This is a genomic window from Mycobacterium sp. (genome assembly GCF_032161845.1).
Classification (GTDB): domain Bacteria; phylum Actinomycetota; class Actinomycetes; order Mycobacteriales; family Mycobacteriaceae; genus Mycobacterium.
The window spans coordinates 1-12,882 of sequence record NZ_JAVRQA010000248.1 but is presented as its reverse complement, the minus strand read 5'-3'; the positions used below and the strand labels follow the sequence as shown (position 1 = coordinate 12,882).

10 protein-coding genes and 1 pseudogene are annotated in these 12,882 nt (G+C 66.3%); 4 read left to right on the top strand and 7 right to left on the bottom strand.

What is annotated here, in order from left to right; genetic code table 11:
* The 3 genes from pepN to QOD90_RS14295 all read left to right on the top strand — a co-directional run.
* On the top strand, positions 1-2,178 hold a 2,178-nt coding region (gene pepN / locus QOD90_RS14305; protein WP_526350757.1), incomplete at its 5' end, for an aminopeptidase N.
* A gap of 60 nt (positions 2,179-2,238) precedes the next feature.
* Positions 2,239-2,595, top strand: a complete 357-nt coding sequence (locus QOD90_RS14300) for an HNH endonuclease signature motif containing protein (protein WP_526350755.1) — start codon at positions 2,239-2,241, stop codon at positions 2,593-2,595.
* A 231-nt stretch (positions 2,596-2,826) separates the two neighbouring features.
* Complete coding sequence (locus QOD90_RS14295) at positions 2,827-2,967, top strand: hypothetical protein (RefSeq protein ID WP_526350753.1); 141 nt, start codon at positions 2,827-2,829, stop codon at positions 2,965-2,967.
* A 90-nt stretch (positions 2,968-3,057) separates the two neighbouring features.
* Here the strand turns inward: QOD90_RS14295 and QOD90_RS14290 are convergent, their stop codons facing one another.
* The 3 genes from QOD90_RS14290 to QOD90_RS14280 all read right to left on the bottom strand — a co-directional run bounded on the left by QOD90_RS14290 (position 3,058) and on the right by QOD90_RS14280 (position 4,444).
* Positions 3,058-3,510 (bottom strand): DUF5130 family protein, encoded by a 453-nt coding sequence (locus QOD90_RS14290; RefSeq protein ID WP_526350759.1) that lies wholly within the window; start codon positions 3,508-3,510, stop codon positions 3,058-3,060.
* A 16-nt stretch (positions 3,511-3,526) separates the two neighbouring features.
* Positions 3,527-3,748: an aa3-type cytochrome oxidase subunit CtaJ gene (gene ctaJ, locus QOD90_RS14285; RefSeq protein WP_526350751.1), complete on the bottom strand. Its 222-nt coding sequence runs from the start codon at positions 3,746-3,748 to the stop codon at positions 3,527-3,529.
* 63 nt (positions 3,749-3,811) lie between these two features.
* Entirely contained in the window at positions 3,812-4,444 is a 633-nt protein-coding gene (locus tag QOD90_RS14280) for an HNH endonuclease signature motif containing protein (protein ID WP_526350749.1), read from the bottom strand.
* 162 nt (positions 4,445-4,606) lie between these two features.
* On the opposite strand from QOD90_RS14280, the gene QOD90_RS14275 reads away from it, so the two are divergent.
* Positions 4,607-5,011, top strand: coding sequence for a globin (locus tag QOD90_RS14275; protein ID WP_526350747.1), 405 nt, complete (start codon positions 4,607-4,609; stop codon positions 5,009-5,011).
* A gap of 4 nt (positions 5,012-5,015) precedes the next feature.
* Here the strand turns inward: QOD90_RS14275 and QOD90_RS14270 are convergent, their stop codons facing one another.
* The 4 genes and pseudogenes from QOD90_RS14270 to ettA all read right to left on the bottom strand — a co-directional run bounded on the left by QOD90_RS14270 (position 5,016) and on the right by ettA (position 12,851).
* Positions 5,016-5,696 (bottom strand): DUF8010 domain-containing protein, encoded by a 681-nt coding sequence (locus QOD90_RS14270; protein ID WP_526350745.1) that lies wholly within the window; start codon positions 5,694-5,696, stop codon positions 5,016-5,018.
* A gap of 60 nt (positions 5,697-5,756) precedes the next feature.
* Positions 5,757-6,173: an acyl-CoA thioesterase gene (locus tag QOD90_RS14265; RefSeq protein WP_526350743.1), complete on the bottom strand. Its 417-nt coding sequence runs from the start codon at positions 6,171-6,173 to the stop codon at positions 5,757-5,759.
* Positions 6,170-11,053, bottom strand: a complete 4,884-nt coding sequence (locus tag QOD90_RS14260) for an NAD-glutamate dehydrogenase (RefSeq protein ID WP_526350741.1) — start codon at positions 11,051-11,053, stop codon at positions 6,170-6,172. Before QOD90_RS14260 ends, QOD90_RS14265 begins: the two co-directional genes overlap by 4 nt.
* Before the next feature lie 124 nt (positions 11,054-11,177).
* Positions 11,178-12,851, bottom strand: a pseudogene (gene ettA / locus QOD90_RS14255) (energy-dependent translational throttle protein EttA).
* Positions 12,852-12,882: the final 31 nt, after the last annotated feature.

Here is a 12,882-nt window from a genome sequence, read left to right as displayed (position 1 = left end):
AAGGCCCGCTACTCGATCACCGTGACCGCGCCCGCCGACTGGTCGGTCGTGTCCAACGCCGCGATCGCGGAGAGCACCGAAGGGTCTAGCGGCGCGTCCGTGCACCGGTTCGCGACCACCGAGATCCTCTCCACCTACCTGGTGGCCCTCATCGCAGGCGCGTACGCGCGGTGGGACGACGTGTACACCGACGACCACGGCGACATCCCGCTTGGCATCTTCTGCCGCGGCTCGCTCGCCGAGTACATGGACGCGGAGCGGTTGTTCACCGAGACCAAGCAGGGCTTCGGGTTCTATCACCAGAACTTCGGCGTGCCATACGCATTCGGCAAGTACGACCAGTTGTTCGTTCCCGAGTTCAACGCGGGCGCCATGGAGAACGCCGGCGCCGTGACGTTCCTCGAGGACTACGTGTTCCGGAGCAAGGTCACCCGCTACAGCTACGAGCGGCGGGCTGAGACCGTGCTCCACGAGATGGCACACATGTGGTTCGGTGACCTGGTCACCATGCAGTGGTGGGACGACCTCTGGCTCAACGAGTCATTCGCCACCTTCGCCTCGGTGCTGTGCCAAAGCGAGGCAACGGAATACACCGCTGCATGGACGACCTTCGCCAACGTCGAGAAGTCGTGGGCCTACCGGCAGGACCAGCTGCCGTCGACCCATCCGGTCGCAGCGGACATCCCCGACCTGCACGCCGTCGAGGTGAACTTCGACGGCATCACCTATGCCAAGGGCGCCAGCGTGCTCAAGCAGCTCGTCGCCTACGTGGGCCTCGAAGCGTTTCTTGCCGGCCTCCGTGACTACTTCCGCGACCACGCGTTCGCCAACGCGACGTTTGGCGATTTACTTGGGGCGCTGGAGAAGTCGTCGGGACGTGACCTTTCGCAGTGGGGCCGCCAGTGGCTCAAGACCACCGGGCTCAACACGTTGCGGGCCGACTTCGACGTCGATGGCGACGGCAAGTTCACCCGGTTCGCCATCGACCAGAGCGGCGCAGCCCCCGGTGCTGGCGAGACCCGCGTCCACCGACTGGCGGTCGGCATCTACGACGACGACGGCTCGGGCAAACTGGTCCGGATCCACCGGGAGGAACTCGACGTCGACGGGACGAGCACCGACGTGCCTGCGCTGCAAGGTGTTCCGCGCGGCAAGCTGATCCTGGTCAACGACGACGACCTCACGTACTGCTCGCTGCGGTTGGATCCCGAGTCGCTGCAGACGGTGCTGACCCGCGTCGCGGACATCGCCGAATCTCTGCCCCGCACGCTGGCATGGTCGGCGGCGTGGGAGATGACGCGCGAGGCCGAGATGAAGGCCCGCGACTTCGTCGACCTGGTCAAGTCGGGCGTGCACGCCGAGACCGAAGTGGGGGTGGCGCAGCGTCTCCTGCTGCAGGCGCAGACCGCGCTCAATGCCTACGCCGACCCGGACTGGGCGTGCTCGCAGGGTTGGCCCACGTTCGGCGACCGACTCCTGGAGCTCGCCCGTGCGGCCGAGCCGGGGTCCGACTTCCAGCTGGCCTATGTAAACGCGCTGTGCACGTCGGCGTTGTCGTTGCGTCATACGGCGGTGCTGGCAGCTCTGCTCGACACCGGTGATGAGCGCTCGCGCGAAGAGCAGACGGACCCAGCCGCCGAACACGGCCTCGCCGGACTGACCATCGACACCGACCTGAGGTGGCGCATCGTCACCGCGCTGGCGGCCGGTGGCGACATCGACGAGAACGGCACAGCCACCCCGTTCATCGACGCCGAGGCGCAGCGCGATCCCACCGCGGCGGGACGGCGGAACGCGGCGGCGGCCTCGGCTGCGCGGCCGCAGGCTGCGGTCAAGGACGCCGCATGGCTACAGGTGATCGAGGACGACACGTTGGCCAACATCACCACTCGAGCGATCGTCACCGGGTTCGTGCAGCCCGGCCAGGCCGCGTTGCTGCAACCCTTCAGCGCGAAATACTTCGACGCCATCCTCGGAGTCTGGGAGCGACGTTCCAGCGAAGTCGCGCAGACCGTCGTGATCGGGCTGTACCCGTCGTCGGACGTCAGCCAGGACGGCCTTGACGCAGCCGACCGGTTCCTGGCCGGTGAGGTGCCCCCCGCCCTGCGACGGCTCGTGATCGAGGGCCGGGCGGGCGTCGAACGCGCGCTGCGGGCAAGGGCTTTCGACGCCGGTTAGGGCACGCCGTCTCGGCGCCGCTTCACCGGTTCGCGGCGGTTCTTCGCATACGCTCACGCCATGGCGGCCACCAACAGTCGCAGGGCGCGGGCCGCCCGAAAGCGCAAGCGACGCGTCGCTGCGGTCGTGAACGATCTCACCGCCGCGCAGTGGGCCGCCATCAAGGCGGCGTGGGAGGGTTGTGCCTACTGCGGCGCCAGCGATGGTCCGTTGCAAAGGGACTGCGTCATGGCGATCTCACGTGGCGGCCGGTACACGATCGACAACGTGGTGCCCGCCTGCGCGGCGTGCAATGCCAGCAAGTGCAACGGCGAGGTGACCGGCTGGCTGCGGCGGAAGCGACTCGACGAACGCGCCTTCCTCGAACGCTACATGCGAATCCGGGCCGAGCTGTCCGCCCAGGCGTCGACCAGCTGAGCTCGGCAGCAAACAACGCAGCCGCCCGCTGAGCGCTCCCCTAGGCTCGCGCCTAGCCGCTGTCAGCCGCGCCCGTCGCTCGCGAGTGAGCGCAACATCACACGTCAGGGCTTGATTTACACAGAGTTAACACGGAGGATCGAGGGGCACACCGAAGGGGCGATCCCCATGTCGGCGGGCGCACAGCAACCCCCGCTCTGTGATCCGGAGCACAATCAAGGAGTAAGAACGATGTCCCTCGCGCAGTTTCGAGCAGACCTGACGCGCACCATGAACCGGCGCCGCCTCTACGCGAGGATCTACGCACTTCCTGATTCAACGGTTCGCGAAGAGCTGCTAGCGATCGCTCAGCGACACGACGAGAACGACTAGCGCGGCATTCGCCTAGTCGAAATTGCAGCCACGGTCGTCAACTTCGCGAGTTGACGACCGTGGCTGCAGTTTCGGTGCGATGAGGCGAACTTAGCGGGGTGCGACGCCGGCGCTGAGTACGCGCACGGCGCTGATCAACCCGTCGAGCAGGTTGCCCTCCCGGAACGACGCCGCAGCGGCCGAGACGCCAAGCGGAGCGGCCTCTTCGATGCCACGGCCCTTGACCTCGGACCCATAGACCACCTCGATGGCCTTCTGGTTGGGCGACACGGCCAGCAGCACCGCGTTGTCGGGTGTGGGCACCTTGGCCAGGATCTCGCGCGCCGTGGCGGCGGTGTCCTCGCCGAGACCGCCGACGTAGACGGCAAACCTGGCCTTCGCCGCGCGGGAACCGAATTTCAACGCGTCGTCGAGGACCACCAGGTCCTTGACGGGGAACGGGTATTGCACCGACAGCTCACCAGGCTCGGAGACACCGGAAATGCGTCCGCTGGTCGTGTAGGCGTAGCCGTAGGGCAGGGTCTCGGAACCAACCTTTGCCACCTCGGTCGAGTGATCGCTACCACTTGCCACTTGCGCCACCCCCCACCGTCAAATGCGATCCGTGGCCGTGATCGGCCGGCTCGTCGGCGGCCCAGAGGATCGGCTCGTGGGTCCACTCGTCGGTCATCTTGTACGTCGCTGGGTGCGGGCCCTTGCGCCTGAAGATCAGCGCGGCCAGCACCAACAGCACCAACAGCGGAACCCCGCCGAGAAGCGAATGGGAAAGTGCGATGCTCACGCCGCAAACCGTATCAAAGCACTCGGCGCGATGAACGCTTGCGCGAAGAGCAGACGGCCCGGGTCAGGCCGCACCCTCACCCAGATATCGCACCCACGCCGGGTCGAGTTCCTTGATCGACGACAGCAGCCGCCAATGCTGGCCCTTGGGTGGAAGGGGCGTCGAACGCAGCGTCCAGCCGAGCTCGGCAAGCAAATGGTCGGCCTTGCGGTGATTGCAACCGGCGCACGCCGCGACGCAGTTCTCCCACGAATGATCACCACCGCGGCTGCGCGGCACCACGTGGTCGACGGTGTCGGCCTTGGACCCGCAGTACGCGCAGCGGAACCGGTCACGATGCATGAGCGCGGCCCTGGTCATCGGAACGCGAGCTCGGTAGGGCACCCGCACGAACGACCGCAGCCTAATCACCGAGGGCACCACGATCGCTCGGGTCGCCGAGTGGATCACCGGACCGCTCGCGTCGGCGTGGACGACGTCGGCCTTGCCGCACAGCAGCATGACGACCGCCCGCCGGGCAGGCAGCGCGGCAAGTGGTTCGTAGGTGGAGTTCAGCAGCAGCACCCTGCGGCGGCTCCAGACGCTTCCGTCGTGGGTGGGCGGACGTGCCTCGATGCCGGTCTGCGCAGCAAGCACTGAGGCGCTAGATGACCCAGCCGCGGTCAGATGCCCGCGGCTCCTCCTTCGCTGCGACATACGTCCTCCGAAACACAGTGCATCATGGATCGCCGCCGATCGCACGACAATTTTGAGCGTGTTCGCTGGTCACTGAAGATGAACATCCGATGACGACGGCGGGTTTGCCTGGTCCGCGCCCGCGTCCCCCCGTGGCGTCGCCTCCCACCCAAAGAAGGGACAATGGGTGCCGTGACGGAGCAACCCGCGTCGTTCTACGACGAAGTCGGCGGTGCCGAGACGTTCCGGACCATTGTGTCGCGGTTCTACCAACTCGTCCGCGAGGACGAGATCCTGCGACCGCTGTACCCGGAGGATGACCTCGACGGCGCTGAGGTGCGCCTGCGCATGTTCCTCGAGCAGTATTGGGGCGGACCGCGGACCTACTCCGACCAGCGTGGGCATCCACGGCTGCGGATGCGCCACGCGCCGTTCAAGGTCGGGCCCTTCGAACGCGATGCCTGGCTCCGCTGCATGCACACCGCCGTCGGCGAGATCGACTCGACGACTCTCGACGACGCGCACCGCCAGGTGCTTCTGAACTATCTCGAGATGGCCGCGCACTCGATGGTCAACTCGCCGTTCTGACGGGCTAACGCAGCACGACGGCGGGGTCACCGCGACGGCGGTAGACGGAGCCGAAACGCGCATCGACGCGCAGCCACGTCGGCAATACGCGAACCCGCACCACCTCGTCGGGCGCCACCGACTCGGGTGCGAACTGATCCGCCGTCTTCGACTGCGGAAGGAAACCCATCGCCGTCAAGGCGAACACGCAACGCATCGGGATGCCGACACTCGCATCCCCAGAACTGACCGCAACCACTTCCTGGTCCAACAGCGACGCAGGAGGGCCGTGGGCGCTGCCGTACTCCTTGGCCAGTGCGACGCCGCGCTGCGCGAGGTCCAGCACCACCCTGGCAGGCACGTCGTCGAGGTGGACGAAACCCGTTTCGGGGGGCAGCATCCCGCGCCACGCAGAGTCCATCGTGAAACCCGGTTCCACGAACCCCGAGCGGTCCATCGCCGGGAGAGCCATGGCCAGCGCGTCGGCACCGACGGACAGATCGGCGGGCTTGACCCGACCGCCCACCACGCGACTCGCCAAAACGTCGAAACCCGTTGCGGCCCAGGCAACGACCTGCCCGCCCGCGCGGTCGCGCAACCGGATGACACTGGCATCGTCGAGTCGAATGGCGCGGTCGACGAACGTCGCCAGGTCCTCCCGGTGCGCGGCGTCGTCGAGCCACAGGCCGCGTTCAAGGGTGCTCATCGCCGCATTCTGCTCTTCGCGCAAGCGCTCATCGCCGCATTCTGCTCTTCGCGCAAGCGCTCATCGCTGATACCGCTGCAGATACTCCCGGTGGTGCGGCGCCAGCCGCACCAGTCGCTGCTCCTCGATGTGGAACGCGGCCAACTGCGACTCGCCGATGACGGCCGGCTTGGAGTCCGGATCGGCCAGTGCCGACCGCACCTCGTAACCGAGGGTGAAGTCGACCGCGCGCAGTCGATTGACCCAAATCGTCACCTGCAGTGGTGAATCCGCGAGCCGCAACTGGCCCTTGTAGATCACCCGTACTTCAGCGATCAACAACCCGATGGTGTCGAAGTCGTTTGCGAACGGCTCGGTGAGGAACGGCACCCGCGCTTCCTCGAGAATCGTCACCATGGTGCCGTGGTTGACGTGCTGGTACATGTCGATGTCGGACCAGCGCACGGGCACCGGCGTCGTGAATCTGTTGCGGGTCAACCGGAAGTTCCCGTTCCGCTCGTCCTCGTCATGCTGCGAATCTGGCGAGCAGCCACCGACAACGTCGCCAGGTCCTTCTCGCCGTCCTCGAAGATCTCGCTGAGCGTGCGACGCGCCCGCGCCACCCTGGAGCTGTTGGACAGCTCCCACTCCTCGATCTTCTGTTCGCCGGTCTCGTCGGGTTCGCCGACGGCCAGCACGTCGAAGCACAGCGCCCTCAACGAACCGTAGATGTCGTCGCGAATCGCCAAGCGGGCCAACGAATGCCAGCGGTCGTCGCGAGCCAACCGCGATATCGCCGTCAGCAGACCATCGGCACCCAGGTGGTCCATCAGCGTGAAGTAGGTGTCGGCCACCTCGACGGGTTCCCTGTCGACGATGTCGGCGATGTCGATGACGTCGAGCAGGCTGTACTGATACAGCCCGGTGGCGACCGTCATCGCCAGATCCTCCGGCACGCCCTGAGCGATGAACTCGCTCGAGTCCTTTTCAACGATGGCGCGATCGTCGCCGCGCAGCCACTCCGACATCCGCGGGGTCAGGTCGGCCACCTTCGCGGCGAAGCGGTTGACCTCCGCGCCCACCGCCAGCGGCTGTGGCCGGTAGTTGAGCAGCCACCGTCCCGCACGGTCGATGAGACGACGGAGGTCGAGTGTCATCCGGTCCGTCACCGTGACCGACACTCCGGCGTCACCGGCCGCCCTGATCTGCCGCCAGACGTCGCCGACCCGGAAGATCCTATCGGTGGCGACATAGGCCCGCACCGCATCGATCGGCCCGACGCCGACGTCCTCGGCGACGCGATACGCGTAGCTGATCCCGGCAGTATCGACGAGGTCGTTGACCAGCATCGTCGTGACGATCTCGCGACGCAGTTGGTGAGTACGGATTTCGGGGCCGAAGCGGTCGCGCAATTGACGCGGGAAGTAAGCCGGCAACCGGGCGGCGAAGACTTCCTGATCGGGAAGCTCGCTGGCCAGCAGCTCGTCCTTGAGCGCCAGCTTCACGTACGCCATCAGCGTGGAGAGTTCGGGCGTTGTCAGGCCCAGCCCCGCCTCGGTGCGCCTGCGGATCTCCTTCTCCGGCGGCAGGGCCTCCAGTTCGCGGTTCAGCCCCCGCTCGGCGGCCAGGCCCCTGATCTGGCGGGCGTGCACCGAAAGAAGTCCCGCCGCGTTGGCTCGGCTGGTGCCCATCAGGTCGTTCTGGGCGGCGTTGTCCGCCAAGACCAGGGCGCCGACCTCCTCGGTCATCGACATCAGCAACGGCGTGCGTTCCTCGGCGCTCACCTGCCCTGCCGTGACGAGGGAGTCGACGAGGATCTTGATGTTGACCTCGTGGTCGGAGCAGTCGACGCCCGCGGAGTTGTCCAGCGCGTCGGTGTTCATGTGACCGCCGTTGAGCTCGAACTCGATGCGACCGCGCTGCGTGACACCCAGGTTGCCGCCCTCGCCGATCACCTTGGCGCGCATTTGATTTCCGTTGACGCGCACGGCATCGTTGGCCCGGTCACCGACGTCGGCATCGGACTCGGTCTCCGCCTTGACGTAGGTGCCGATGCCACCGTTCCAGAACAGGTCGACGGGCGCCTGCAGGATCGCCTTCATCAGTGCGGGCGGTGTCATCTCCTCGACGTCGTCGGCCAGCCCCAGCGCAGTGCGGACCTGTGCGCTGATCGGAATCGACTTCTGTTCCCTGCTGTATATGCCACCGCCCTCGCTGATGAGGCTGCGGTCGTAGTCGTCCCAACTGGACCTCGGCAGCCCGAACATCCGATCGCGCTCGACGAACGACGTCGCCGCGTCGGGGTTCGGATCGAGGAACACGTGGCGATGGTCGAACGCCGCCACCAATCGAATGTGCCTGGACAGCAACATGCCGTTGCCGAACACGTCACCGCTCATGTCGCCGACACCGACCACGCGGAAGTCCTCATTCTGGGTGTCGACGCCCATCTCGCGGAAGTGCCGCTTGACCGATTCCCAGGCTCCCTTGGCGGTGATGCCCATCGCCTTGTGGTCGTAGCCCACCGACCCGCCGGAGGCGAAGGCGTCGCCGAGCCAGAACCCATAGGACTTGGCCACGTCGTTGGCGATGTCGGAGAACGTCGCGGTGCCCTTGTCGGCGGCGACGACCAGATAGGCGTCGTCCCCGTCCCGGCGGACGACACCCGGAGGCGTCGTGACCGCTCCGGTAGCCGTGTCGACGTTGTCGGTGACGTCGAGCAGGCCGGAGATGAACAGCCGGTAGCAGGCGACGCCCTCGTTGCGTAGCGCGTCGCGGTCGGCGGCGGCGTCGCCGGTGGGAGCCGGGGGGTTCTTCAGGACGAAGCCACCCTTTGCACCGACGGGAACGATGACGGCGTTCTTCACCGCCTGCGCCTTGACCAGTCCGAGAATCTCGGTGCGGAAGTCCTCGCGACGATCGGACCACCGGAGGCCTCCGCGAGCCACGTTTCCAAACCGGAGGTGGACGCCCTCGACCCGCGGCGAGTACACGAAGATCTCGTACCTCGGTCGGGGCAAAGGCAATTCGTCGATCAGACCGGGATTCATCTTGATCGACAGGATGTCCCGACTACGGGCCGAACCGGGGCTGGTGACGAAGTAGTTGGTGCGCAGTGTCGCCTGAATCATCGATGCGAACGCGCGGAGCACCCGGTCGGTGTCGAGGCTGACCAGTGCGTCGATGCCGGTAGCGACCACGACGGCGGCCGCCGAGGCATCACGCTTCTTGTCGGAATTTGACTGCGCATCCTCCGGATCGAACAACGCCTCGAAGAGTTCGACCAGCGCCCGCGCCGTACCCGCATTGTCGTTCACGACCGTCTCGATGTGCGACTGACTGTAGGGAAATCCCGCCTGCCGCAGGTACTTCGCGTAACTGCGAAGCACCGTGACCTGCTGCCAGGTCAGCCCGGCGCGCAGGACCAGCTCGTTGAACCGGTCGATCTCCACGCGGCCATGCCAGATCGCGGTGACCGTGTCGGCGAACCGCATTGCGGTGGCTTCGCGCTCGACGGCGTCCTCTTCCTCCCGCATCGACTGTTGCGGTGAGATCTTGAATTGATAGATCCATACCGGCACGCCGTCGGCCCTGGTTACGGAGAACGGCCGCTCCTCGAGCACGACGACGCCCATGCACTGCAGCATCGGCAGCAGGACACTCAGGGAAGCCGACCGGCCCGCGAGGTACCAGGTGAGATTGGCGGTCTGACCCTCACCGCCGTCGGCGTACACCAGCTTGACCGAGTTGTCTTGCAGCTCTTGGATGATCGCGATGTCACCGATCGCGTCGTGCGGACTGAACGCCTGCCGGTAGACCTCGGGGAAGGCAGAAGAGTAGTGCTCGGCATCGGCGCGGGTGATCGCGCCCGTGCGTACCGCGCCCATCAGCCGGTCGCCCCAGGTGCGCGCAGCCTCGGTCAGCAGATTCTGGATCCTGGTCTCGGCGTCCAGGGACGTGTCGACGTCGCCGGCCTTGCTGTCGTCGGGCAGCCGAACCGTGAAGTGCACCACCGCCCATGGTGATTCGCTGACCCGGGCGGTGTATTCGATGCTCTCGCCGCCCAGTTCGCGAACCAGGATGTCCTGCATTTCCAGCCGGACCGCGGTGGTGTACCGGTCGCGCGGCAGATACACCAGACAGGACACGAAGTGAGAGAGCTGGTCGGTGCGCAGGAACAGCAGCGCGCGACGCCGCGACCCCAGATCGACGACCGCGTTGGCCATGTCCAGGAGTTGGCGCGCGCTGAGGGAGAAGAGCTCCGAGCGCGGGATCGTTTGAATGATGTCCAGCGTCAGCTGACCCGGATGACTGTTGTCGCCGTGCGACAGCGCGAGTGCCTCGTGCACGCGTCGCGAGATGAGCGGAATCTCCAACACGTTCGCGTTCGAGGCGGCCACCGTGAACAACCCGACGAACCGGTGCTCGATGGCGGCGGACTGGCCGGGCAGGCTCTCGCGGACCACCACGATGTGGGGATGTGCGCCGTAGCGCAAGTAACTCGGCATGGTCGCCTGCGCGAGCACCAGCAGATCGTCCGGACCGCTGAGCTCCGGCAGCACGTCCGTGCGCAGCCGGAGCACGCCCAGCCGGCTGGACGCGTCAACCGTGGCCTGGCCCTTGTCGACCGAGCAGCGCTGGTAGCCGAGCAGAACGAAGTGGCCGTCGGCAAGCCAGCGCAGAAGCGCCGCTACGTCGCGGCGGTCGTAGGACGGAAAGTGCCTCTCGCGGTCGGCGTCCAACTGGCTGGCGAGGACGACCAGCGCGGCGTTGAGAGCCACCGAGTCGAGCGCCACCTGGCGGGCGTCGCCGAGGACGTTCGGCAGCAGCGCGACCGCCTCGGCGACGGCCTTGGTATTCGCGGACGGCGACAGCTGCACGTGGACCCAGGTCTCGTCGACGCCGTCCGTCGGCGCATCGGGAGCCGAGGCGGGATGGACGTCCAACAGTTCCCCCGCCGGATTCCGGCGGACGCGGAACACCGGGTTCATGATCGCGGTGTACGCGACACCGAGCCGGTGCAACAGGACGGTGACGGTATCCATCAGCATGGCGCTCTGATCGGTGACGATCTGGATCGCCGGACCGACACCGCTGGAGTCGTCGGTCGAGTAGACCGCGACCTTGGTATCGCCCGTGGACCGCTGTTGGCCGATCTGCGCGTGAGCGGCCAGCAGCGCCGGTGACACCATCCGCCCGGGGAGGTCCACCGGCATCGTCAGGGCGGTGTCGGCTGCGGGTGCGTCGCCATGCGGCCCGTGGTGGGTCTCGAGATATGCCCTCGCGAGACCACCGGTGAGTCTCTTGTCGATTACCACGGTCTCCGCCGACCCGTCGCTGGGTTGCCGGCCTGGAGAACCAGGATTCACCGTCGTCATGCCGATCGCTCCTACCTCACGCCCGCGTGCCGGCCGTCGTTGGATGTCGCCGCCGGGGCAGCTCCTTGGCACGCGGAAGTGACACTAGTTGCCTCCGGGGTCACCGCGGCTCAACCCCGCCAGATCAGTCGCGGGTGAGCCTGCGGTGCGTGACCCGGTGCGGGCGGGCGGCATCCGCGCCGAGCCGCTCCAGCTTGTTCTCCTCGTAGCCGCCGAAGTTGCCCTCGAACCAGAACCACTTGGCTTCGTTGTCGTCGTCGCCCTCCCACGCCAGAATGTGCGTGCAGGTGCGGTCGAGGAACCAGCGATCGTGGGAAATGACCACGGCGCAGCCAGGGAACTGCTGAAGCGCATTCTCCAACGAGCTGAGCGTCTCGATGTCCAGGTCGTTGGTTGGCTCGTCGAGCAGAATCAGGTTGCCGCCCTCCTTGAGGGTCAGCGCGAGGTTCAGCCGGTTGCGCTCGCCACCGGAAAGCACGCCGGCCGGCTTCTGCTGATCTGGTCCCTTGAACCCGAACGCCGAGACGTAGGCCCGCGAAGGCACCTCGTTCTGACCGACCTCGATGTAGTCGAGCCCATCGGAGACCACTTGCCACACGTTCTTCTTGGGGTCGATGCCGCCGCGGTTCTGATCGACGTAGCTCAGCTTGACCGTCTCGCCGACCTTGACCACGCCGCTGTCGGCGGACTCGAGACCGACGATGGTCTTGAACAGCGTCGTCTTGCCGACACCGTTGGGACCGATGACGCCGACGATGCCGTTGCGCGGCAGTGTGAAGGACAGGTCCTTGATCAGGATGCGTCCCTCGAAGCCCTTGTCGAGGTGATCGACTTCCACCACGATGTTGCCCAATCGCGGACCGGTCGGGATCTGGATCTCTTCGAAGTCGAGCTTGCGCGTCTTCTCCGCCTCGGCCGCCATCTCCTCGTACCGACCGAGGCGAGCCTTGTTCTTGGCCTGCCTGGCCTTGGCGCCGGAGCGCACCCATGCAAGTTCCTCGACCAAGCGCTTCTGCAGTTTCTGGTCCTTGCGACCCTGGACCGCCAGTCGCTCGGCCTTCTTCTCCAGATACGTGGAGTAGTTGCCCTCGTACGGGTACGCGCGGCCCCGGTCGAGCTCGAGGATCCACTCGGCGACGTTGTCGAGGAAGTAGCGGTCGTGGGTGACGGCGAGGATTGCGCCCTTGTAGTCGGCGAGGTGCTTCTCCAGCCACAGCACGCTCTCGGCGTCCAGGTGGTTGGTGGGTTCATCGAGCAGCAGCAGATCGGGCTCGGACAGCAGCAGCTTGCACAACGCGACGCGACGCTTCTCTCCACCGGAGAGATGGGTGACCGGCTCGTCGGGCGGCGGGCAACGCAGAGCATCCATCGCCTGCTCGAGCTTCGAGTCGAGGTCCCACGCGTCAGCCGCGTCCAACTGCTCCTGCAGCTGCCCCATCTCCTCCATCAGCTCGTCGGTGTAGTCGGTGGCCATCAGCTCGGCAACCTAGTTGTACCTAGCGAGCTTCGCCTTGATCGGCACACCCTCCTCGACGTTCTCGCGGACGGTCTTCGACTCGTCGAGTTGCGGCTCCTGCATGAGGATGCCGACCGTGGCGCCGGTGGCGAGGAACGCGTCCCCGTTGTTGGCCTTGTCCAAGCCGGCCATGATCTTCAGGACACTCGACTTGCCTGCGCCGTTGGGACCGACGACGCCGATCTTGGCTCCGGGAAGGAAGTTCAGCGTGACGTCGTCCAGGATGACCTTGTCACCGTGCGCCTTGCGGACCTTCTTCATCGTGTAGATGAACTCAGCCATGCTTTGGGTATTGCCTTTCCGGTCTGCGGGT

Coding starts and splice junctions, on each gene's coding strand:
- QOD90_RS14270 (WP_526350745.1), bottom strand. CDS start 5,696: ATGAGCACCCTTGAACGCGGCCTGTGGCTCGACGACGCCGCGCACCGG.
- QOD90_RS14295 (WP_526350753.1), top strand. CDS start 2,827: ATGTCCCTCGCGCAGTTTCGAGCAGACCTGACGCGCACCATGAACCGG.
- QOD90_RS14275 (WP_526350747.1), top strand. CDS start 4,607: ATGGGTGCCGTGACGGAGCAACCCGCGTCGTTCTACGACGAAGTCGGC.
- QOD90_RS14300 (WP_526350755.1), top strand. CDS start 2,239: ATGGCGGCCACCAACAGTCGCAGGGCGCGGGCCGCCCGAAAGCGCAAG.
- QOD90_RS14260 (WP_526350741.1), bottom strand. CDS start 11,053: ATGACGACGGTGAATCCTGGTTCTCCAGGCCGGCAACCCAGCGACGGG.
- QOD90_RS14280 (WP_526350749.1), bottom strand. CDS start 4,444: ATGTCGCAGCGAAGGAGGAGCCGCGGGCATCTGACCGCGGCTGGGTCA.